This window comes from Ferdinandcohnia sp. Marseille-Q9671, from assembly GCF_976954385.1.
The window spans coordinates 1,263,126-1,284,079 of the sequence record NZ_CDRJTA010000001.1; the positions used below are offsets into that span (position 1 = coordinate 1,263,126).

Below are 20,954 nucleotides of genomic sequence, written 5' to 3' on the forward strand. Positions count from 1 at the left end.
AGGATTACAGGTTAACTTTATTCAGCAGAAGTTCCCACGTCTACATGTGGTAGGATGAATGCAATATTATATTCATCGGGGGTTCAAACACTATCTGAATAAAGGTAGAGCCTCTGGCCGCTGCCTCGATTATTCAAAGAGAGAATTTTTAGAGTGAAAATAGTCGGGTGCAAAAACGTCAAGGCGCATTGGATTAGAACAGGTAATCGAACGAATAACTTAAGAACACTTTCAACTAAAGAGAGGAACAAAAAAGGGGATAAGCATCATGAAAAATCTTGTTATACTTGGGGGCGGGTATGGCGGCATGCGGTTATTACACAGACTCTTGCCAAATCATCTACCCGAAAACATCCAAATAACCTTAATTGACCGGGCACCTTATCATAGTCTAAAAACAGAATTTTATGCATTAGCAGCAGGAACAATTTCGGATTCGCATGTACGTGTATCCTTTCCCGAACACCCTCGACTTCATGTGAGATATGGAGAAGTTACAAGTATTGATTTACATGCTAAGCAAATTCAGATGAAAGATCAAGAATCCGTCACGTATGATGATTTAGTGATTGGATTGGGCTGCGAAGACAAATATCATAATGTTCCAGGCGCTCAAGAATACACTAATAGCATTCAGTCTATTGATAGTTCTAGACAAACATATCAAAAATTAAACAACCTTCATGCTAATGCTACTGTTGCTATCGTAGGAGCAGGTCTGAGTGGTGTTGAATTAGCGAGTGAGCTTTATGAAAGTAGACCAGATCTTAAGATCAAGCTCTTTGATAGGGGGAACCACATACTATCAGCCTTCCCAGAAAGATTAAGTTTGTATGTTGAGAATTGGTTTGATAAAAACCATATTGAAATTATTAACAATTCAAATATTACTAGAGTAGAAGAAAATGTGCTTTATAACAATGATGAACCGATTCCATGTGATGTGATTGTGTGGACTGCCGGTATTCAACCAAATAAAGTCGTGAGGGATTTAGATGTAGAAAAGGACCCTAGCGGCCGTGTTGTATTAACGAAACAACATAACCTACCAAATGATGAACATGTGTATGTTGTAGGGGATTGTGCTAGTCTGCCACATGCTCCTAGTGCACAGCTTGCAGAAGGCCAGGCTGAACAAATTGTTCAGGTACTTCAAAAGCGGTGGAAGGGTGAAGAGCCTCCAGCAGAATTCCCAACTATTAAACTAAAAGGTGTACTTGGCTCACTAGGAAAGAAAGAGGGCTTCGGATTGGTAGCAGACCGTACACTCACAGGACGTGTACCTCGTATGTTAAAATCAGGGGTATTGTGGATGTATAAATATCATAATGGTTGATGTTTAGAAAAGCACACGTGCCTTGGAGAGGAACCTCGAGGGCTAGGCGCTGGATTTAGACAATAAGAAAATCACGGTTACCAATTACCGTGATTTTTTATTTTGCATGGAGGTTTCTAAGTTTTAAGGCCAATTTTTACAAATGATAGAGTATTGTTTTTGAGCCCATCACTCAAAGACAGATCCAGCTTGGAATTTATATACTTTGTCCTTGTGAACCTCTCTCATAGACATTTTCTTCTAAACACCACTTTATTTTGTCCTTGAAAGCGTTGTCATAGACACTTCCAGGCGGAACTCTACTATAACTTGTCTTTTAGATGAGGAACATTTTCCTATCTTTGAGCACCAAAAAAGCAAGGAGGATAGCCTCCTTGCCTATTAATGATTAATGTTTTATTCAGCTGGTGTGTAGCCGTATTTTTCCATTTCTGCATAAATGGTTTTAAGCTTTGGGCTGCCTTCTCCTACAATGACACCCTCTAGTACAACGACAGGGTAAAACATATCTTCTTCAATTACTCGTGATGAGAATGCCTTTTTATCTTCATCCCCGGGTGGATTAAAAATGTCGATATGCGTTATATCGAATGGTTGATTTGGAAACTTTCTACTTAGCGCTGCCTCCAGCCACTCATATGTTTCTTTTGAGGAAGGAAGGTTTACACAACTAGGGCAAAGCACTTCCGCACCGTATACACAAATTTCAACCTTTTGCTTCTCCATCTCTCGCTCTCCTTTATCCAAACCAAATTCACCTTGGCGTGTTTGCGCCCAAATTTCTCCTTTGACACGAAAAGTTACCATTGAAGAACAGTAGCTTCCGTCTGAGGCCATATCTCCATATAGCATCCGGATTTTTACTAAATGAGGGTAAATCATTTCTTTTTTCATTGTACTAAAAATCTGGTAAAATAGACACAGTAAGGTTTTCTCAACTAAGAATCTTTAATTGAAAAATCTGAGGCATCTGCGGATGCTTACACATTATTCAGTTTGATTAAGTCTACACAGTTTTATTGCAAGATTCCACTGCCTTTTGTAGTGGTAAATTCTACTGAATAAAGGTAATAGATTTTTTCCAGTAAACAGATTATAATAATTATAAAGGTAAGATGAAAGGAGTCGATCGTAATGGCTGAATTAGATATTAGAGAACAAGTACAAGAAGTCTTAGATAAACTTCGTCCATTTTTACTTCGTGATGGCGGAGACTGTGATTTAGTTGACATAGAAGATGGAGTTGTTAAACTTCGCCTATTAGGTGCATGCGGAAGCTGCCCAAGCTCAACAATCACACTAAAAGCTGGTATCGAACGAGCATTATTAGAAGAAGTTCCTGGTATTGTTGAAGTCGAACAAGTATTCTAACAAATAAATTGAGGTGCCCCAAAAGTAACTTTATGGGGGCCTTTTTCTTTCTAGATGCAAAAAGCGAAACCTCCTTGGTTTCGCTTTTACTCATGTAAGGTTAGTGATGTTACTGTACTTCCTTTTTGTTCTATACTTACCTCTTCTACCTGATAATCTTCAAATTCAAGACAAAGTTCATCCTTCACCTGTTTACCCCGTCCATTTTCTGTAAAACAAATCACAGTAGGCCCTGCTCCACTTATCGCTACGCCAAATGCTCCCGCACGTTTTGCTACTTTACAGATTTTTTCGTATTCTGGAATAAGTTTTGTCCTGTATTGCTGATGAAATAAATCAAGATCCATCATTTTACCCATCACTGGCAAATCTTTTGTTAAAAGGGCAGCCACCATGACATTGCTAATTGAACTTGCTTTGACTGCCTCTTGATAGGATAGTTCACAGGGGAGTACGTTTCGTGCATCCTTGGTTTTTAGTTGATATGGTGGAATCACAACAACCATATCAAAGGATAGGTCATTCACGTGAATGAGATCTGTTTCTTCACTGCCACGATGACTCCCTATCACTAGCCCGCCGTAAAGCGACGCGCCAACATTATCAGGATGTCCTTCATATTCACATGCTAAATCAAGCTTTTGTTGACTTGTTAATTGTAGAGTACAGAGCTCATTTACTAACTCGATTGCTGCAATAATGGCAGCCGCACTACTCCCTAGCCCTCTAGCTAATGGTATGTCGCTATGAACAAATACCTTGCATGGAGGTAACACACATGAATAGGAAGAGGCTACCTTAGCTGCAATTTGATAAATAAAATTATCCGTACCAGCAGGTGTGTCAGCAATTTCTTTAGAGCCGGGAACAAACTCCCATTGGTTACTAGGTTCAACTTGTAAAGTTAAGTAACGATTTACAGCCAAACCTAGTGAATCAAACCCCGGTCCTAGATTAGCTGAGCTACCCGGAACTTTTATTTGAAAAGCTTTTTCAAACTTCATGTAAAACTGCACCTCTAATATGTTCATAGACAAGCTCTTGGTCGTTTGGTAACACAACAGGTTTAATAGATGTTGCTTCAATTGCCACATTTGGATCCTTTAATCCATTACCAGTTAATACGGCAACAACTCGACTACCCTTTTTAATTTCGCCACTTCGAACCTGCTTAATAACACCAGCTATGGACGCACAAGAACCTGGTTCTGCAAATACGCCTTCTTTTCTTGATAATAACGTATATGCCTCAAGGATTTCAGCATCTGAAACCTCATCAATTTTTCCATTTGATTCATTTGCAGCTTGAACTGCTTGATCCCAGCTTGCAGGGTTTCCAATTCGTATGGCAGTTGCAATAGTTTCTGGGTTTTCAATGACTTGATTCCTGGCAATTGCCGCTGCACCTTCTGCTTCAAATCCGCGCATCTCAGGAAGTCCTGTTTTATGACGTTCGTTATATTCCTTAAAGCCTTTCCAATAAGCAGTAATGTTTCCAGCGTTACCTACTGGTATTGCTAGCACATCGGGTGCACCATCAAGCTGTACACAAACTTCAAACGCTGCTGTTTTTTGGCCTTCAATTCGATATGGATTTACAGAGTTTACGAGAGTAATAGGTGCATTTTTGCTAATATTACGAACGATTTGTAGCGCCTGATCGAAATTTCCTTCAATGGAGATGATTTCAGCACCATACATAACGGCTTGTGCTAACTTCCCCATCGCAATTTTCCCTTCAGGAATGACAATAATACAACGAATCCCTGCACGTGCTGCATATGCTGCAGCTGCTGCGGAAGTATTTCCAGTTGAAGCACAAATGATGGTGTCACTTCCTTCTTCAACTGCTTTCGCTACTGCCATTACCATTCCACGATCCTTAAAAGAACCTGTTGGATTTGCACCTTCAACCTTTACATATAAATCGATTCCAAGATCCTCGGAAATTGAATGGAGAGGAAGTAATGGTGTATTGCCTTCGTTCAACGAAAGCATTGGCGTGTCTGTATTTACTGGTAAATATTCTTTAAATTGCTGTAATAATCCCTGCCATCTCATGCTAGGTCTCCCCCTTCAACTCGATAAGAGCTTTTTACCTCTTGAATGATTTGTAAATCACGAAGCTGTACTAAAATTTCCTCATAATCTCGTAAAGATGCTTTATGTGTAACAAGTACAATTTCCGCTAAGTCCTTATCCTTTAGTGGCAATTGCAATATTTTTTCAAAGCTAACACCGCGTTCAGAAAAGAGAGACGTAATGTTTGCAAATGCTCCAACTTGATCCTTTACGTGTATACGTAAGAAGTATTTAGAGAAAATCTCGGAATCTTCTTTTAGTTTTTTCTCATATTGAGGTGAAACTGCACTGCGCCCATTTACACCGAGTCTCATGTTCTTCATTACCCCTACTAAATCAGACACAATCGCAGTTGCAGTTGGTAAACTTCCTGCTCCAGGACCGTAAAACATGGTTTCTCCTACTGCCTCCCCATACACATAAACAGCATTATATTCGTTATTTACACCTGCAAGTGGGTGCGAATCTGGAAGGAGCGTTGGCTGAACACTTACTTCAACCTTTTCACCCGCACGATGTGCTGTACCAATTAGCTTAAGAGTATACCCTAAGCGTTTACTATAATCGATATCTTCACTTGATACAGAGGAAATTCCCTGAACCCGAACATCCTGAAGATTGATGTTCATCGAATAACCCAATGTTGCAAGGATTGCCATCTTTCGTGCTGCGTCAAGTCCTTCTACATCAGCTGTTGGATCTGCTTCCGCATAGCCAAGATCCTGTGCTTCTTTTAACACTTCCTCATAAGCACTTCCGTTTTTACTCATTTTGGTTAAGATAAAGTTCGTTGTTCCATTAACGATTCCCATCATTTTTATGATGCGGTCTGATGCTAAACCATCTACTAAACCACGAAGAATAGGAATTCCACCTGCTACACTAGCCTCGTAGAATAGGTCACAGCCGTTCTCACTGGCCACTCTATGTAGTTCCGGCCCGTATAAAGCCATTAAATCTTTATTCGCTGTCACTACATGCTTTTTGTTTCGTAAGGATTGAACTACAAGCTGTCTCGTATCCTCAACGCCACCCATTACTTCAATAACAACATCAATTTCCGGATCTTCAATTACTTCCGTAGCGTTTGTTGTTAACAAAGATGGGTCAATTTCTACAGCTCGGTTTTTATTTATGTCTTGAACAAGTATTTTTTTAATTTCTATCGGACACCCAACTTGATGCATTAATTTATCTTGATGGTTCTTTAAAATCGTAACTACACCACATCCAACAGTTCCTAAGCCTAATAGTCCTACAGAAATACTTTTCATATTTATACCGCCTCTCGTTATGTATTCCCTAGAAATACATTTGTCTTCCTATAAAAGACATTATAGTTGTGATAAACAGGTTTTACAAGTGTTATTTTTGAGTGTACTCATCCTGAAAACGCTTAACAGACTGATATGTATGGATTGCCTTTAATAAAAATATTTTTATTTATGCGAAAATTTAAAGTAAACAGGTGCCTACTAACATGTCTACTTTTTATTCGGTATTAGAAACACTAAAAGCACCTTCTAACGAAGATGCCTTAATCAAAAGTTACTAATATGATAATGACCAATCTTTGTTAACCAACGTTTTAGGTTGTTTATTTGTTAAAACGAGTTCAATGTTTTTACAACAAAGCTCCATCATGGTGTTCCGAGTTTCAGTACTTGCGCTACCAATATGAGGCAAGGCTACAACATTTGGGAGACTTACTAGCGGATGGTTTGGAGAGACTGGCTCTTTCTCAAAAACATCTAATCCTGCTGCTGCAATTTCCCCATCTACTAAAGCTTGATATAATGCCTCTTCATCCACAACTGGTCCTCTTGATACATTAATAAAGATTGCAGATTTTTTCATTTTCTTGAAGCTTTCCCTATTAAATAGTCCTCTCGTCTCCTCTGTTAATGGAGTTAAGCAAACTATAATATCTGCTGTTTCTATTAGCTCTTCAAATGAAGTATAAGAAGCACCAATTCGTTCCTCTACAGCTACTTTTCTTGAACGATTATGATACAGAATATCCATATCAAAGCCACTAGCACGCTTTGCGACTGCTTCACCAATTTTGCCCATTCCTACAATACCAATTGTTTTGTGATGGACATCATGGCCAGCTAGCAATAAAGGACTCCAGCTTTTCCACTTTCCTTCTTTTACAAACTCAGCTGCCTCGACAATTCTTCTTGCTGTTGCAAGCATAAGTGCAAATGTTAAATCTGCTGTAGTATCTGTCAACACATCCGGCGTATTGCAAACTGCGATTCCCTTTTCATTCGCATACTCGACATCAATATTATCAAATCCAACTGCCAAATTAGCTACGATCTTAAGTTTTGGTGCTAGATTTAGAAGTTCCTTGTCAATCTTGTCAGAAAGCATCGTTAAAAGTGCATCTGCTTTTTTCGCTTCTTCCAGAAGAATTTCCCTTGGGACTGCTTTCTCTTCCTCATTCCAAATATGCACATCTGCAACTTCCATTAGTGGTTGTATTGCTTCTTCAGAAAGTTTTCTGGTAATAAAAACATATGGTTTTGTCATGATCCACCTCGTAAGTATATTTGGTCAATGTGCCTTGGCGATTTTGTGCTCGATTTTTGGCCTACAAGAGGTAAGTCATAAGACGCTTTCTCTGGGACATGGCGTCCGTGGTGTTTGAACCTATGCTCGAAAGTTCCTTTATAAATCGTGGCATCCGCTAAAGGCTTAACCAGCCCCGAATGAATGAGGTTGGTTTGTCTTCTTTAATAGTACCATATATCTTTACTTTTGAAGCCAGCTTATGTTCGGAATTATTACTCTTTTTTGATTTACTCCTAAAGTGGAGAAAAAAGATGCCAAAAATTTTTCATTTTTATCAGATTCCTTCAGGATTGATTCTAATTTTTTAAGTTGTATCTCTTTTTTTCTTGCCGATTCTGTCATATAATACCCCTCAATACATTCAAAAAAGTGAACTGGAAACATCAAACGTGCGTAAAGTATCCTCCAGGAGAATAAAGATAATGGGGTTACACGCTCATATTCTGACATAAAGGAAGTAATTTGATCTCTTGAATCTCCGTTGAGGAATTGTTCACGAATAAACTCTGCCAAATCCCTCGTATGATGATCAAACACCCAGTCTGTTGGAAGCTTTGTAAATGTATCCTTATCCCAGGATGTATTTGTAAAACGATGATGGCAAACTGTCGCTGAATCAACTGGGCTAGGAACCACATCCAGTTCTGTGTCAACGAGATATTGGACTGCATTTTCCGTTAAGCCAATATAATATGGAAACGCATCAACAAATAATTTTTCAAAATAATTATCAGGGTGTTGTTTTACTTTCTCTTTCCAAAAGAGTTCCATTTGATCTAATCTTTTTTCCCATAAGTGTTTCCAATGCCCAATTCGTTTTAGGTTATTTACTTGATAAGGAAAACTTCTCCCCCGCTTGTGGAACCGTGCTAATTCATATCCTAAGGAATTTGTGATTCTATGACTAAATAGTGGAAACCGAATAATGGCTACTTCTTGTTCATTGACCATGGTGGTTAATTTCCCATCAGTTGTAGGTACAATCGAGCCTACTCGAACATCTCCTTTATGAATCATATAGTCGCTAAGTTGTTTTATTTCATATAATTCTTCTTGTTCCAAATCGGATATTGGCACAATACAATATAGTATATTCCTATAGATGATTGCTTCATGGCCAAATGCTTGAACTTGTCGCTCCGCTCTAATTTTGTACTGTTCAAAGAGAGTATCTCTCATAAATAGCCACTCCTCGCACATAATATGTAACTACGCACTCCATTTTGCGTAAACATCCTCTAAAAACATCTATATGAAACAAATTCCAGTTTCTTGTGGTAAACTAGAAAATAATAAGAAAAAGTTCACTTTATTCAGTGAATTCCACATCTTTTTAGTGGGATGAATCAATGGAATCTATTTGTGTGAATAACCCTCACTGAATAAAGGTAATGGCGCTGCCTTAGATTTTCAAATGAAGTTTTCGACTTAGGATCACTGACGAAGTACGTCACATCCTGAAGCAACGTCTTCATGCCCAACTCGTGAGGGCCTAAAATCTGGGCACAAATACGCCATGGCAATTTGATTTAGAAATTATAAGAAAATAGGTGAACTGTATGGGTGACGAAGCAAAAATGAATGAAATTGAACGGACAGCTAGACGCTGGTTAGAAGAAAGAGGCGTAACTATTCAGGATATTGCTGAATTGGTTTATTATTTACAAAGTAAATATCATCCTGATTTAAAAATGGAAGATTGTGTCCATAACGTAGATCGTGTGTTAACAAAGCGCGAGATTCAAAATGCTGTATTAACAGGAATCCAACTAGACAAATTAGCGGAAAAAGGGTTACTTGAGGAACCACTACTCTCTACAATTAAGGTGGATGAGGGCCTTTACGGTGTAGATGAAATCCTTGCCTTTTCAATCGTAAATGTATATGGCTCAATCGGATTTACAAACTATGGATATATTGATAAGAAGAAACCTGGCATTTTAGAACGTCTAAATGATAAATCTACAGGGGAATGCCACACATTCTTGGATGACATTGTAGGTGCAATTGCAGCTGCTGCATCAAGTCGATTGGCACATAGAGCAGCAAACGTGGAATAAGTGAAGCTTGTAAGACCGAATCAGGGGATTCGGTCTTTACTTCGTCCGGAGGCTTTTACCTTTTCGGTTTTGGTTAAATGTAAAAGCGCTCAAAGTGAGCGCTTTTTATATTCTATCCATCCATTCCTTTAAACTATCTATGGCATAAGTTGGTGGACGATCATAACTCCTTAATAATTCTGCTGTCGTTACACCGGTATGGACAAGCAATGTATCAATACCAGCATTCATCCCAGCCATTATATCTGTATCGTAATAGTCACCAACCATTAATGTATCTTCTTTTGGAATTCCTAGTCTCTGTTGGGCTTGCTCCATTATGATTTTTTCAGGCTTTCCTATAAAAATGGGTTGAACTGTTGTTGAAACAGAAATAACTGATGTGAGTGACCCATTCCCTGGTAGTAGCCCTCGCTCAGTTGGAATGGCAATGTCTCCATTTGTTGAGATAAAGATGGCTCCATTTCGAACGGCTAAACAAGCAATTGTTAATTTCTCGTATGTAATTGAACGATCAATTCCACAAACTACAAAATCAGGGTTATCGTCAGTGATTGTGAAGCCCTTCTCCTCCAATGCTTGACGAATCCCCTCCTCACCAATCACATAAACAGTTGCTTCTTTGTTTTGTTCCTGCTTTAAATCAAACATGTAATTTGCAGTTGCCTGACTAGTGGTAAAAACTTGGTTGGCTGTACACGCAATATCAAAATCACGTAGCTTTGCTGCAACCTGCTCAGGTGTTCTAGACGAGTTGTTTGTAACAAATAAATAAGGTATTTTCTTTTGGTCTAACTTATTTACCAAATCACAAGCCTCATTAATACGCTCAGTACCACGGTACATTGTACCGTCTAAGTCAAATAAATATCCTTTGTAAGTTTTCACTATATCTTCACCTTTTATTAATTTTTAAATGCTGAAACTGGTCCTAGTTCGTTTTCAAGATATGTTCTTATGGCTTGAGGAAAGCTTGCAAGGCTTTTTTTATATTCCTTTAATTTTAAAGACAGCTCTTCATGATTGATTTCGAGATAATCTTGAACAATCACCTTACGATATCGGATGATTTCCTTTAGTTCAGCTGCTTCATGTGTAGATACTACTTTTTCATCCTCAAGTATATCAATAATATCGTCGTAGCTTCCCGGATCACGCATAATAAAACCGTCAATCATTGAATTCCCTACATCCAATATCGATTCAATTACAAGCTGTGCAATGCGCTCTAACGCTTTTTGTTCAAGAACACTTGTCCACTTTGTATCAGATTTTAACAACTCTAAGTTTTCCTCGTAAAAATGAAGGGTTTTTTCAATTTTCTCCCGATCAACAAAATACATAGTATCACCCTCTATTTATAATCGTTATCCATTTTTACTTCTTCAGTACTACAAGTACTACACTATTTTACCATAAAGTTCTCTCACTATCATTGGTCACATTAAATCGTAAATGTTTTAGGAAATACGTTTTGTTTCATTTTCTATTTATTCCAGCTTTGATATGATAATACTAAGTGAATTTTTAAAGAAGGAGACTACAATGATGTCCGAGCGTTTTTTCTTATATGACGATACAATTGATACACAAACGAGATTTGTTAGCTTTATGGGGGAGCACCAACGATTTGACTTAGCGATTGTGAAATCTGACCGATACTATGGTAAGCTTGTTGTTTTAAATATATTGAGTAACCGTTTTGCTATTATTGGTAGAGATGACCTAGATGAGCCAGGATATATTGAATATGCATATCAGTTGCCAGAGGATGAAGCAGAGGAATTACGTTCTTTTCTGTATGAAATTGTCTAACATATTCTTTGAAGGTCTGAAAACACTAAGATAAAAAGGTAGAGAGGTGTTTTCATGACCAGAAAAGATAAAGAAGAAGTAAGTTATACCGATTTTTCAAATGTAGAGACAATGAGGAATTTTTTAACGTTTGAGGAGTTTCCCGAAGGTCCGGTGGGTCATCCGAGGGGAAAGGATGCGCCTGTTGAAAATAAAAGCACATCTTGGGAAGAAGGACAACGAACATACAGTAATTTTAATTATGAATTTAAATCACTACACCAAGACATTCCAAGACAGTTTCCAGGTGCCCATCCGACACACGATGACAAAAATGAGAATGCAGAACCCCCGTACGATTAATTGAAATGCTGAAGCGACTTGTCAGAACAAAAAAACTGGCCCGACTTAAACGCCACTCCTGGCAGAGTCGATACTACACTTCCAGTGCGTCGGAGACTCCCACAAAGAGGCGTTTTTTTCCTTGGGAGTTGAAGTGTCTGGGGCTCCTATTCTCTGAAGCTGGACAGCACGAATAAAGTACAGGCAAGTAACTAATGCCTGTACTTTATTTTTTTACTTTTTTTAATACAAAATACGCACAGCCGAAATTACAATACTCGTATAAATACTCGGACAGGGTACTGATCTTTGTATCAAAGGACGCTTTTTGGTTTTTATCATCAAAAAATCCCTTTAAACGGAGCTGCTCATATCCCCAATCTCCAACTATAAAGTCATATTTTGCAAGGATATCACTATATCTCGCTCGAAAAGCTTCTTCATTAAATCCTTCTTTTAGCTCTTCAACTAGTTCATATGTAGTGTTGTTAATACTTATCATGTTACTCACCTCGTACCCATAACTATATAATTTCATTATAGCCAATCAAACCATCAATTACTATGTGAAATTTTTGTTGAATTGGTCACCCTACTACTGAGGGGGTGTCAATTATGAAAAAGTACACAATCATAACTGGCTTATGTATACTTACAGCATTATCCGGCTGTGGTACAGCTGATGATAACGAAGCTGGAGTCTTCCATAAAAGCGGAAATACCATTAATCGTGCCGACCAAAACGAACTTTACAATGAACAAGGAATTCGTAATAAAGGAAAAGAAATGACGAACTTTGGCTATGTTCGTCATCAAAAAAGTCCAATTCCTGGTGATGCAAATGTATATAATACAATGCCTGCTATGAATAGGGAAAAGGTTGCAGATTTAATTAGTAAAATATGTACGACAATCCCACATGTGAAAGATGTAGGAACCCTTGTTACTGATGAAGAAGTGCTCATTGCATATGAGACGGATGCAAAGGACAGGATGCTAACCGCAGACCAGGTTAAGCGCTCTGCACTTTCAGTTGTACCAAGGTATTACCATGTTTATGTCTCAGATGATCCTAGCATGATAGAGCAAATTGAACGATTTGGTACATTGGATTCAGATAGTCGAAACGTCGATCAAATTATTACATCAACTATCCAACAAATGATTAAATCTCCGCAAGGTTATAAATTAAGTGAAGGTGAAAACGAAAATGGGGAAATTCAGGGTGGCTTGAATCCTGAGTATGAACGCAGGGCAAGGGAAAACCAAGACTTCCTAAAGAACCCTAGCTCTACCAATGAGGGTGGAGATGAACACGACACTGGTACAGGTGGTACCTTTGGGAATGATGAAACTGGTGATATGGAAAAATACACAAAACCTAAACAAAAACAAAATCAGGACAGAAAAGTACCAGGCGGGCAAGGATATCAATAAGTAAGTAAGAAAAGCATAAAAGACACTGTCAGTAGGTGCTTTTTACCTTCCGAAACGATTGGCTTTAATCCGAGAGCTGATGGCGCCTGGGCTAGACATCTTAAAAGAGAGGGGAACCCCCCTCTCTTTTTTATGCTTCTTTTAATTGTTGATTGGCTTTTGCAGCATTAACTTGCTCGTCTGCATGATAGGAAGAGCGAACGAGTGGACCTGCTTCACAGTGACTAAAGCCCTTACTTAATGCGATTTCTTTTAATTCAGCAAACTCATCAGGATGATAATATTTTTGTACCTTTAGATGTTTTTTCGAAGGTTGTAAATATTGTCCGATAGTCATGATATCAACATTATTTGCACGAAGGTCATCCATAGTCTCAATGATTTCCTCCTTCGTTTCCCCAAGACCTATCATAATGCTGGATTTAGTTGGAATATCAGGATTCATTTCCTTCCCTCTGCGTAAAAACTCAAGGGAACGTTCGTACTTTGCTCTTGCACGTACACGGTCTGATAAACGACGGACAGTTTCAATATTATGATTTAGAATATCAGGCTTAGCATCCATTAATGTTTCTAAATTTTCATATACTCCACCCATGTCTGATGGTAATACTTCAATAGAGGTAAACGGGTTTTTTCTACGAATCGCACGAACTGTTTCAGCAAACACCGCTGCTCCGCCATCCTTTAGGTCATCGCGAGCAACTGCTGTTACAACAACATGCTTTAATCCCATCATTGCGACAGAATCAGCAACACGTTCAGGTTCTTGCCAATCTAATTCATTTGGAAGACCAGTTTTCACGGCACAAAAACGGCATGCACGTGTACATGTATCACCTAAAATCATAAATGTAGCTGTCTTACGAACAGCCCAGCATTCATGAATATTTGGACATCTTGCTTCCTCACAAACAGTATGTAGTTTCTTCTCTCTCATCATTTTCTTTAATCCAGTGTAGTTATCATTCGTATTCAATTTTATTTTGAGCCATTCAGGCTTTCGAAGATATTCTTCATTTTTTGACATACTTTATCACTCCATTGCAAAGGCTATCTCTATTATACTCATAAAAAACATAAGAATCCAAGCATTCGCATATTTGAATAAATTTGATTTTCCAACAATTAGTTATAATGAAAACGAAAAGTTACAACAAACTAACAAGGAAGAGTACGCTAAATAACAAATTTTATCTATTCGTAGCCCCGCAGTTGTTGTTTTACGATATACCTTTGGAGAAAGGAGATTTACTGCGTGAATAAAAAACTTGGAATATTAGTCGTTATTTGTTTACTTTTTACTGGAATCCCTCAAATGGCTAGTGCAAATGAAGATCAACAAAAGGTATTTCAAGAACGAATGAACCTTTACACGAAGATGGAGACTGTCACACAAATCCCTTGGTATTATTATGCGGCTATTGATCAATATGAAAGAAGTATCCGTCGTGCTCGCAAGGATATACCAAAGGAAACGGGCTTGATTGGAATCTACATAAAACCGGAAGTATGGGCTGGTGCATTAAATCCAAATCTGAATGATACAAATCCGTATAGTATTCAGTTATTTGGAGGAATTGGCGTAGACGGAAATGACGATGGAGTCGCAGATCAGACAAATGATGAGGACATCTTATATGCGATTTCAGAACAAATTTTGCCTTATGGTACAGACCTTGATAATTTAAGAATAGGATTATGGGACTATTATAAACGAGATAAATCGGTATCACTTATAATGGGAATCGCTAAAATCTACTCAACATACGGTACGCTTGATTTAGATAAGCATGCGTTTCCTGTTCCACTTGGCTATAACCACAGCTATAAAAATACATGGGGCGATGCACGAGGTTGGGGTGGACGAAGAATGCATGAAGGTACCGACATTTTTGCCAGTTATGGTACACCCGTTCGAGCAACCTCTTATGGTGTGATTGAAATGAAAGGTTGGAATCGTTTTGGTGGTTGGAGAATTGGCATTCGTGATATTAATAATACGTATCACTATTTTGCACACTTGAATGGATTTGCAAAAGATATTGCAATCGGTCAAGTTGTTGAGCCCGGCACAATTATCGGCTCTGTCGGAAGTTCTGGCTACGGACCGCCAGGAACAGCAGGAAAGTTCCCTCCTCACCTTCATTATGGCATGTACAAAGACAATGGATATACAGAATGGTCTTTCGACCCCTACCCACATCTACGAGCTTGGGAAAGGGCAGAAAGAAAATCTAGGAAACGTTAAATAAGACAAATCACTTCTGAAGGCGCTGGTTGCCTTCACAAGCGATTTGTCTCAGACCCGAGAGCCGATGCCGTCTGTAGCTAGACACTGTCTACTACGTACAAGATTTTATATTTTTTATCTAAGTACAGAAGCGCAAGGTCCATAAAGCTGCCACGTCCTGGCAAACGTGGATGTAGTACATTCTCGAAAATGCTATGCATTTTCCATGCGATGATTGCTGTTAAAGCTTTCCTTATCCGTACAAGTCGACAAGGGACCTCGGGGTGTTAGGCACTGGCCTGGATCTCGAAACGGAACCTAAAGCTAGACCTACTAGTAAAGGCTGTGGTAAAAAATACCACAGCCTTCTTCCGTTCTAATTTTTGACCCCTCTTTTTATAATGTAACTTTTTTATCCTTGTTTTGCTTGTTTTGCCTTTTTAACAGCATGTGCAATACTTGCTACAAGGCCTCCCCATAGAATAACCATACCAATGATCATCATTGTAATAGCGCCACCGGTCATAGTCCTACCCCCTTGTCGTTACTGGAAGTATAATTGTTATCTAACGTCGCTCGACTCCATTTTTTAAGTGAAAGTAGAATTCCGATTACAATTACCCCAACTGCAATAAATACTCCTGGGAAGAGGATAAATGATGTTGCATACCCTTCATAGTTACCAGTTGCATTATCAAATTGTTGTAGGATATTTGTTTTTAGTAAGTCGAAAAGCATGTATCCAAGAACAAGTGGAGTAATAACACCTAAACAGATTTTCCACCATCCACCTGCACGAATATCTGAAATCGCATTTGCATGTGCTTGCAATGGATTCATCTGTCTGAATACCCAAGCGATTAGAATAACTTCAACCAATCCTGCGACAGCAATACCAAATTGGTTAATGAAGTAATCGACTACATCTAGGAAGTACAAGCCTCCATTTGTTGAGTACAAAATTGAAATAAGCGATGCTAATCCAGCACCATATAAAACTGCCTTGTTACGTGTAAGATTAAACTTATCTTGTACAGCCGCGATAAATACTTCACAAATTGAAATAAGTGAGGTTAACCCTGCAAATACTAAAGACAAGAAGAATAATGCACCAAAGAATTCTCCAAATGGCATCTGATTGATAATTTGCGGGAAGACTGCGAATGCAAGACCAACGCCAGCAGTTGCCACTTCATTTACAGGTACATCTGCTTGTGAAGCCATGAAGCCTAAAGCAGCAAATACCCCAATACCTGCTAATAATTCAAATCCTGAGTTTGCAAAACCAGTAATAAATGCGTTATTTGTAACATCGGACTTCTTTGGTAAATAACTCGCATAAGTAATCATAATGGCAAAACCAATTGATAAACTAAAGAAAATATGTCCGTATGCCGCTACCCAAACCTCACCTGACATAATTTTATCCCAGTTTGGTTCGAAGAATGCATTTAACCCTGCACCTGCTCCTTCGAGAGTTACTGCTCGAATTACAATAATTGTAAAAATAACTAACAAAGTAGGAATAAAAATCCGATTTGCTTTTTCAATACCCTTTTTAACACCCTTAAATAGAATGAATAATGTAATAGCCCAAACTACAACTAAGGGGCCAAAAACCCCAAGTACAGGTGCTCCAATATCACCAGGAGTTTCTGCTAGCTTAAGATGACTTCCGAACAAGAATCCTTGTGTATCTTCTCCCCACGCTTTATTAAATGAGAAGAACGTATACGAAATGGCCCATGCGATAATGACTGCATAATATGTAGCTATGACAAAGGAAATGAAAACCTGCCACCAGCCAAGCCATTCCATCTTTTTATTTAGTCTGAAGAATGATAGAGGAGCAGAGCCTCTAAACTTGTGACCAATAGTAAATTCTAAAATTAGGATTGGAATACCCGCTGTTAAAATTGCAAATAGATAAGGTATGAAGAATGCTCCTCCACCATTTTCATAAGCAACATATGGAAATCTCCATATATTACCCAAACCGACCGCAGAACCGATAGCAGCTAGAACGAAACCTGCTCGTGTCCCCCACTGTGGACGATTATCCATAACTTGTTCCTCCCCTTTTTCCTATCAACCCAATTACATTTTTTAGTTATTTAGCACTAGGCTGATATTGGAAAGTTTTATATTTTCAGATTATTGTTTATAATCTAATTTATAGTATAGCTAGTCTGTAGCCTTCTGTCAAAAGTTATTTGAAAATTAATTTTCTTTTTCAAAAAAAGAGACAAAGGTGATATTTCCCTTGTCTCTAACATATATTTAAGTTTATCTTTCTATTGCATGTATAATATTTTTTATGCGGTTTTCTTGTTTTTCATAGTGAATATAAAAGCAACTAACAATACGAAAGTAGTAAGTAATCCTAATACCGTACTTCCTGTTAGACCTAGTATTATATAACCGATTCCAGCAATCACTGCAGAAATCACTGCATATGGAAGTTGAGTCATAACGTGGTCAATATGATGACTACCTGCACCAGTTGAAGAAAGTATTGTTGTATCAGAGATTGGTGAACAGTGATCTCCAAAAACAGAACCTGCTAATACAGCTGCTAGAGCTGGAAGTAAAATTGTAATATCTGACGCTGCCGCAATATCTCCTGCTATAGGTAGCATCATTCCAAACGTTCCCCAAGAGGTTCCCGTTGCAAATGCCATAATACCCGCTACAACAAATAGAATAACCGGTAAAAATGCCACATTTACATTCCACTCTTGTACTTTACCTGCTAAATATGCTCCTGTTTCAATCTGACCAATTAAATCAACAATAACCCAAGCAAACAATAAAATGTATACCGCTGGAAGCATCGATTTAATTCCTTCAGTAATACCCTTAGTAAGGAGACCAATGCTGACTGCTTTTTTAGCATATACTTGAATAAAGAACAAAATAAGTGTTACAACGATTCCGAACAAACCACCATATAATAGGGATGCAGTTACATCCGTATTTTCGAATATTGTTAGGATTGTCGCATTTCCTTCTGAAGCTTTATAGCCTGTCCAAAATAAAGAACCAACCGTACCGATTACTAATGCAATAATCGGCCAAACTAAATCGCCAACAGAACCCTTTTCACTTTGAGGCAATTCCTGCTTTAACTCCCCTAATACTGGCTTTTCAGGGTCTGTAACCTCACCAGTTGTCATAGCACGAGATTCATGTGCCTTCATGCTACCTAGATTTATATTAAACACTGCAACTCCAAATACCATCAGAATTGCCGTAACAACATATAAATTCATAGGAATCATTTGAATAAACGTTGATAATGGCGAGTACTCTGCTAGACCATGCGTTGCTAGAATTGGTGCAAGTATGGCAATGATATATGCTCCCCAACTTGATATAGGTGAAATAACACAAATTGGAGCAGAAGTAGAGTCAATAATATATGCTAGTTTTGCACGTGAGACCTTATTACGGTCTGTAAGTGGTCTACTTACCTGACCAACCGCCAATGCATTAAAATAATCATCAATAAAAATAATAATCCCTAGTACAGCAGCTAAAATTTGTGCACCTGTTCTTGTTTTTACCTTTGATTGAGCCCATTCCCCAAAAGCACGACTTCCGCCTGAAATGGAAATGAAAGCTGTGATAATACCCAATAAGAATAAAAATAAAATAATATAAACATTCCATGTGTTTAGCGAACCTTCTGAAACAAAGACCGCTTTAATACTAGACCAAATTGTGAGAAAAACGTCTTGTAACCAAGCTCCTACTCCTTCACTTTTTAGGATATCTCCATGTAAGAGTAGTGCAGCTGATACTATTCCTACTCCAAGTGAAAGAAGTACTCTGCGGGTTAAGACAACCATAAGAAGAGCAATAATTGGTGGGATAATTGAATAAATTGTTCCAGACATGATGTGTTCCTCCAACATATTATTTGTGTGGAGGGCTATAAGAAGTGAATGTGAAGAAGATACTCTCATTTGCTATTTTTAAGCAAATAAAAAGAGAGTAATGATAGAAAATAACCATTATTACTCTCAGTAATGTATGTTATCCTCCATCACGATCAGTAGCCCTCCATTATAGATACATCTTTATCTATAATGACAGTGTTACCCTTTTTCAAGGCAACCCCAACAAAAATAACGTTGACTAATTATTTCTGCTTCGGCAAAAAACCCTTTCTACTATGATCACTGTTGTCATCCTCACATAGTGTACTTTTGTTTTCTGCACCTCTACCCCATCGATCCGATAAGGTGGTTTATTTAATTTTTTATTCCTATTGAAGTATAAACTATTTCCCTCTACTAATCAACTATTCTAGAATAGTATTTTTTGTCAATCAGTTGGAATTTCAATTGATGGTGATGATTCACTGCCATTGTTATAGAATTCAGGAACTTCATGCAAGATATTCTGATTAATCACTGGGATAATGGTTTCAATCTCCACCTCTCCTGTAGAAAAGGGTAATATAACTTGCATAGTAACAGTAGCCAACACATTATATTGGAACCACCCGTTATTAATTCCCCATTCATCAATTTTACCTTGTGGAGTTGTTTCTCCAAACCCAATCATATGAAACCTAATGGGTATTTCCGGACCGAGGTTACCTAGGATTGCATTGTTGGTCGCTTCCCCTAGTGGTACCTTAAATACGAAACCGGTCTGACCTGTCGAATCATCCGTTTCAATTTGCACGTCTGTGTGTTCGAGCTTATTGATATCTCCTTCATTCACATATTTTAGATACCTTTCAATATTCCCTAGCGTCTTTGTGGCCATTTGATTGATAACCTGTGTATTATAGCTTATTATCTTTCCTGTTTCATCCGTTTTAATAAAGCTTAGATCTTCCTGAACCAGTTCTTCCTCATTTATTTGTTGATTAATAGCATTTTTAATAACGGTTGCAGCCACTTTTTTTGTTTCATTTTCAGCATATGCCATAAGTGCAGGTTCAATTGCTTTGTTAATAATAAACAATCCAATTGCAGTCGAGAAGATAAAAAATACAAATGTTAATAAAAATACGTATCGAAAAGGCAAGGGCCCTTTCCTTCTTGGTTGTAGGCGACCTCTGTATTTTGCCAAACGAAAATCCCCCCTTACAAGCTATGTGTATGCAGGTAAGGAGGGATGTACGATAAGTTTTTCTATCTACCTTTACTTCTTGGTAAAAAATTTGGGCATCGATACCCATATAGTACGTGTTCAAAAACTCGACGAATCAGAAGCGAGAAGATCAAGGAACTCGCGGCTCGAGGACCGGAGCGTATGATTTTAATACGTGAGGGCCGGAGAGGCCGAGTGACGCCGAGATTGGAAGCTTATCATTTGGTGATTTTTTGAACATCATTTTATATAAGAAATACCTTCTCAGGTGTTTGTATTAGATCATCTTTAGTAGAGCATCTTTGCCTTTCATACCTACTGAAATGCCTCGGTTTTCGGCTTCCAATGTGATTGATTCAAGAGGGGCATCCAGTAACTGCTCGATTGTACGAACACCAACTGCCCTACCAGCAATTATGCCTCGTTCTTTTAGTTTTTCATTCAATAATGCAACATCCAGAGCTCCACACATAATATAACCATTTTCATTTGTTACGGCCATAAAATTAGTTTTCGGTAGTTTAACGGTAATGGCTGTAAATTGATGATTATCAATTATTATTGGTGTCATTGAGACCATTCCTAGCACACTCCTTTCCTAATTAATTTA

At 38.2% G+C, this 20,954-nt stretch carries 21 protein-coding genes, 1 pseudogene and 1 riboswitch; of the genes and pseudogenes, 7 read left to right on the plus strand and 15 right to left on the minus strand.

Going from position 1 to position 20,954, the window contains the following annotated elements; genetic code table 11:
- Nucleotides 1–268 precede the first annotated feature (268 nt).
- On the plus strand, nt 269–1,336 hold the full coding sequence (locus ACWNMY_RS06525; RefSeq protein WP_449537431.1) for an NAD(P)/FAD-dependent oxidoreductase: 1,068 nt from the start codon (nt 269–271) through the stop codon (nt 1,334–1,336).
- A 396-nt stretch (nt 1,337–1,732) separates the two neighbouring features.
- On the opposite strand, the gene ACWNMY_RS06530 is transcribed toward ACWNMY_RS06525, so the two are convergent.
- Nucleotides 1,733–2,062, minus strand: a complete 330-nt coding sequence (locus ACWNMY_RS06530) for a YuzD family protein (RefSeq protein ID WP_449537432.1) — start codon at nt 2,060–2,062, stop codon at nt 1,733–1,735.
- A 408-nt stretch (nt 2,063–2,470) separates the two neighbouring features.
- Between ACWNMY_RS06530 and ACWNMY_RS06535 the strand changes: the two genes are divergently transcribed.
- Nucleotides 2,471–2,707, plus strand: a complete 237-nt coding sequence (locus tag ACWNMY_RS06535; protein WP_099352680.1) for a NifU family protein — start codon at nt 2,471–2,473, stop codon at nt 2,705–2,707.
- A gap of 86 nt (nt 2,708–2,793) precedes the next feature.
- On the opposite strand, the gene thrB is transcribed toward ACWNMY_RS06535, so the two are convergent.
- From thrB to yutH, 5 genes are all read right to left on the minus strand, one after another.
- Nucleotides 2,794–3,711, minus strand: a complete 918-nt coding sequence (gene thrB, locus ACWNMY_RS06540) for a homoserine kinase (RefSeq protein ID WP_449537433.1) — start codon at nt 3,709–3,711, stop codon at nt 2,794–2,796.
- Nucleotides 3,701–4,768 carry a threonine synthase gene (gene thrC, locus ACWNMY_RS06545; RefSeq protein WP_449537434.1) on the minus strand — a complete coding sequence of 356 codons (1,068 nt, stop codon included), beginning with the start codon at nt 4,766–4,768 and terminating at the stop codon, nt 3,701–3,703. Before thrC ends, thrB begins: the two co-directional genes overlap by 11 nt.
- Nucleotides 4,765–6,063 (minus strand): homoserine dehydrogenase, encoded by a 1,299-nt coding sequence (locus ACWNMY_RS06550; protein WP_449537435.1) that lies wholly within the window; start codon nt 6,061–6,063, stop codon nt 4,765–4,767. The genes thrC and ACWNMY_RS06550 overlap by 4 nt, the downstream gene beginning before the upstream one ends.
- Nucleotides 6,064–6,340: 277 nt before the next feature.
- Nucleotides 6,341–7,327 (minus strand): 2-hydroxyacid dehydrogenase, encoded by a 987-nt coding sequence (locus ACWNMY_RS06555; protein WP_449537436.1) that lies wholly within the window; start codon nt 7,325–7,327, stop codon nt 6,341–6,343.
- Between the two features lie 222 nt (nt 7,328–7,549).
- A complete protein-coding gene (gene yutH / locus ACWNMY_RS06560) occupies nt 7,550–8,548 on the minus strand; it encodes a spore coat putative kinase YutH (protein ID WP_449537437.1) in 999 nt (332 codons plus the stop codon).
- 398 nt (nt 8,549–8,946) lie between these two features.
- On the opposite strand from yutH, the gene ACWNMY_RS06565 reads away from it, so the two are divergent.
- Nucleotides 8,947–9,429, plus strand: coding sequence for a phosphatidylglycerophosphatase A family protein (locus ACWNMY_RS06565; RefSeq protein WP_449538403.1), 483 nt, complete (start codon nt 8,947–8,949; stop codon nt 9,427–9,429).
- A gap of 105 nt (nt 9,430–9,534) precedes the next feature.
- Here the strand turns inward: ACWNMY_RS06565 and ACWNMY_RS06570 are convergent, their stop codons facing one another.
- Both ACWNMY_RS06570 and ACWNMY_RS06575 read right to left on the minus strand, forming a co-directional pair.
- Nucleotides 9,535–10,317, minus strand: a complete 783-nt coding sequence (locus ACWNMY_RS06570; protein ID WP_449537438.1) for a TIGR01457 family HAD-type hydrolase — start codon at nt 10,315–10,317, stop codon at nt 9,535–9,537.
- A gap of 17 nt (nt 10,318–10,334) precedes the next feature.
- Nucleotides 10,335–10,772, minus strand: coding sequence for a DUF86 domain-containing protein (locus ACWNMY_RS06575; RefSeq protein ID WP_449537439.1), 438 nt, complete (start codon nt 10,770–10,772; stop codon nt 10,335–10,337).
- Nucleotides 10,773–10,977: 205 nt separating this feature from the next.
- On the opposite strand from ACWNMY_RS06575, the gene ACWNMY_RS06580 reads away from it, so the two are divergent.
- Together ACWNMY_RS06580 and ACWNMY_RS06585 are read left to right on the plus strand one after the other, a co-directional pair.
- Nucleotides 10,978–11,244 (plus strand): DUF3055 domain-containing protein, encoded by a 267-nt coding sequence (locus ACWNMY_RS06580; protein WP_449537440.1) that lies wholly within the window; start codon nt 10,978–10,980, stop codon nt 11,242–11,244.
- A gap of 54 nt (nt 11,245–11,298) precedes the next feature.
- Nucleotides 11,299–11,586 (plus strand): cytosolic protein, encoded by a 288-nt coding sequence (locus tag ACWNMY_RS06585; protein WP_449537441.1) that lies wholly within the window; start codon nt 11,299–11,301, stop codon nt 11,584–11,586.
- Nucleotides 11,587–11,791: 205 nt separating this feature from the next.
- Here ACWNMY_RS06585 and ACWNMY_RS06590 read toward each other — a convergent pair whose 3' ends face one another.
- A complete protein-coding gene (locus ACWNMY_RS06590; RefSeq protein ID WP_449537442.1) occupies nt 11,792–12,067 on the minus strand; it encodes a YutD family protein in 276 nt (91 codons plus the stop codon).
- Nucleotides 12,068–12,180: 113 nt separating this feature from the next.
- Between ACWNMY_RS06590 and ACWNMY_RS06595 the strand changes: the two are divergent.
- Nucleotides 12,181–12,828, plus strand: a pseudogene (locus ACWNMY_RS06595) (YhcN/YlaJ family sporulation lipoprotein); the annotation flags it as partial.
- Between the two features lie 304 nt (nt 12,829–13,132).
- Here ACWNMY_RS06595 and lipA read toward each other — a convergent pair.
- Nucleotides 13,133–14,032, minus strand: a complete 900-nt coding sequence (lipA, locus tag ACWNMY_RS06600; RefSeq protein WP_449537443.1) for a lipoyl synthase — start codon at nt 14,030–14,032, stop codon at nt 13,133–13,135.
- A gap of 288 nt (nt 14,033–14,320) precedes the next feature.
- On the opposite strand from lipA, the gene ACWNMY_RS06605 reads away from it, so the two are divergent.
- Nucleotides 14,321–15,253, plus strand: coding sequence for a M23 family metallopeptidase (locus ACWNMY_RS06605; protein WP_449538404.1), 933 nt, complete (start codon nt 14,321–14,323; stop codon nt 15,251–15,253).
- Between the two features lie 394 nt (nt 15,254–15,647).
- On the opposite strand, the gene ACWNMY_RS06610 is transcribed toward ACWNMY_RS06605, so the two are convergent.
- The 5 genes from ACWNMY_RS06610 to ACWNMY_RS06630 form a co-directional block, all read right to left on the minus strand.
- Nucleotides 15,648–15,761, minus strand: coding sequence for a methionine/alanine import family NSS transporter small subunit (locus tag ACWNMY_RS06610; protein WP_449537444.1), 114 nt, complete (start codon nt 15,759–15,761; stop codon nt 15,648–15,650).
- Nucleotides 15,758–17,299 (minus strand): sodium-dependent transporter, encoded by a 1,542-nt coding sequence (locus ACWNMY_RS06615; RefSeq protein WP_449537445.1) that lies wholly within the window; start codon nt 17,297–17,299, stop codon nt 15,758–15,760. The genes ACWNMY_RS06610 and ACWNMY_RS06615 overlap by 4 nt, the downstream gene beginning before the upstream one ends.
- A gap of 251 nt (nt 17,300–17,550) precedes the next feature.
- On the minus strand, nt 17,551–19,134 hold the full coding sequence (locus ACWNMY_RS06620; RefSeq protein ID WP_449537446.1) for a Na+/H+ antiporter NhaC family protein: 1,584 nt from the start codon (nt 19,132–19,134) through the stop codon (nt 17,551–17,553).
- Between the two features lie 151 nt (nt 19,135–19,285).
- Nucleotides 19,286–19,472: riboswitch (Lysine riboswitch) on the minus strand.
- Between the two features lie 92 nt (nt 19,473–19,564).
- Nucleotides 19,565–20,323: a sporulation protein YunB gene (gene yunB, locus ACWNMY_RS06625; protein WP_449537447.1), complete on the minus strand. Its 759-nt coding sequence runs from the start codon at nt 20,321–20,323 to the stop codon at nt 19,565–19,567.
- Between the two features lie 298 nt (nt 20,324–20,621).
- The gene (locus tag ACWNMY_RS06630) at nt 20,622–20,924 is read right to left on the minus strand and encodes a YunC family protein (RefSeq protein WP_449537448.1); all 303 of its coding nucleotides are present in this window, start codon (nt 20,922–20,924) and stop codon (nt 20,622–20,624) included.
- Nucleotides 20,925–20,954 lie beyond the last annotated feature (30 nt).

Excerpts from the sequence above, each read along its gene's own strand:
- ACWNMY_RS06525 (WP_449537431.1), top strand. The coding sequence starts at position 269 with ATGAAAAATCTTGTTATACTTGGGGGCGGGTATGGCGGCATGCGGTTA.
- ACWNMY_RS06530 (WP_449537432.1), bottom strand. The coding sequence starts at position 2,062 with ATGGAGAAGCAAAAGGTTGAAATTTGTGTATACGGTGCGGAAGTGCTT.
- ACWNMY_RS06535 (WP_099352680.1), top strand. The coding sequence starts at position 2,471 with ATGGCTGAATTAGATATTAGAGAACAAGTACAAGAAGTCTTAGATAAA.
- thrB (WP_449537433.1), bottom strand. The coding sequence starts at position 3,711 with ATGAAGTTTGAAAAAGCTTTTCAAATAAAAGTTCCGGGTAGCTCAGCT.
- thrC (WP_449537434.1), bottom strand. The coding sequence starts at position 4,768 with ATGAGATGGCAGGGATTATTACAGCAATTTAAAGAATATTTACCAGTA.
- ACWNMY_RS06550 (WP_449537435.1), bottom strand. The coding sequence starts at position 6,063 with ATGAAAAGTATTTCTGTAGGACTATTAGGCTTAGGAACTGTTGGATGT.
- ACWNMY_RS06555 (WP_449537436.1), bottom strand. The coding sequence starts at position 7,327 with ATGACAAAACCATATGTTTTTATTACCAGAAAACTTTCTGAAGAAGCA.
- yutH (WP_449537437.1), bottom strand. The coding sequence starts at position 8,548 with ATGAGAGATACTCTCTTTGAACAGTACAAAATTAGAGCGGAGCGACAA.
- ACWNMY_RS06565 (WP_449538403.1), top strand. The coding sequence starts at position 8,947 with ATGAATGAAATTGAACGGACAGCTAGACGCTGGTTAGAAGAAAGAGGC.
- ACWNMY_RS06575 (WP_449537439.1), bottom strand. The coding sequence starts at position 10,772 with ATGTATTTTGTTGATCGGGAGAAAATTGAAAAAACCCTTCATTTTTAC.
- ACWNMY_RS06580 (WP_449537440.1), top strand. The coding sequence starts at position 10,978 with ATGTCCGAGCGTTTTTTCTTATATGACGATACAATTGATACACAAACG.
- ACWNMY_RS06585 (WP_449537441.1), top strand. The coding sequence starts at position 11,299 with ATGACCAGAAAAGATAAAGAAGAAGTAAGTTATACCGATTTTTCAAAT.
- ACWNMY_RS06590 (WP_449537442.1), bottom strand. The coding sequence starts at position 12,067 with ATGATAAGTATTAACAACACTACATATGAACTAGTTGAAGAGCTAAAA.
- lipA (WP_449537443.1), bottom strand. The coding sequence starts at position 14,032 with ATGTCAAAAAATGAAGAATATCTTCGAAAGCCTGAATGGCTCAAAATA.
- ACWNMY_RS06605 (WP_449538404.1), top strand. The coding sequence starts at position 14,321 with ATGGCTAGTGCAAATGAAGATCAACAAAAGGTATTTCAAGAACGAATG.
- ACWNMY_RS06610 (WP_449537444.1), bottom strand. The coding sequence starts at position 15,761 with ATGACCGGTGGCGCTATTACAATGATGATCATTGGTATGGTTATTCTA.
- ACWNMY_RS06615 (WP_449537445.1), bottom strand. The coding sequence starts at position 17,299 with ATGGATAATCGTCCACAGTGGGGGACACGAGCAGGTTTCGTTCTAGCT.
- ACWNMY_RS06620 (WP_449537446.1), bottom strand. The coding sequence starts at position 19,134 with ATGTCTGGAACAATTTATTCAATTATCCCACCAATTATTGCTCTTCTT.
- ACWNMY_RS06630 (WP_449537448.1), bottom strand. The coding sequence starts at position 20,924 with ATGGTCTCAATGACACCAATAATAATTGATAATCATCAATTTACAGCC.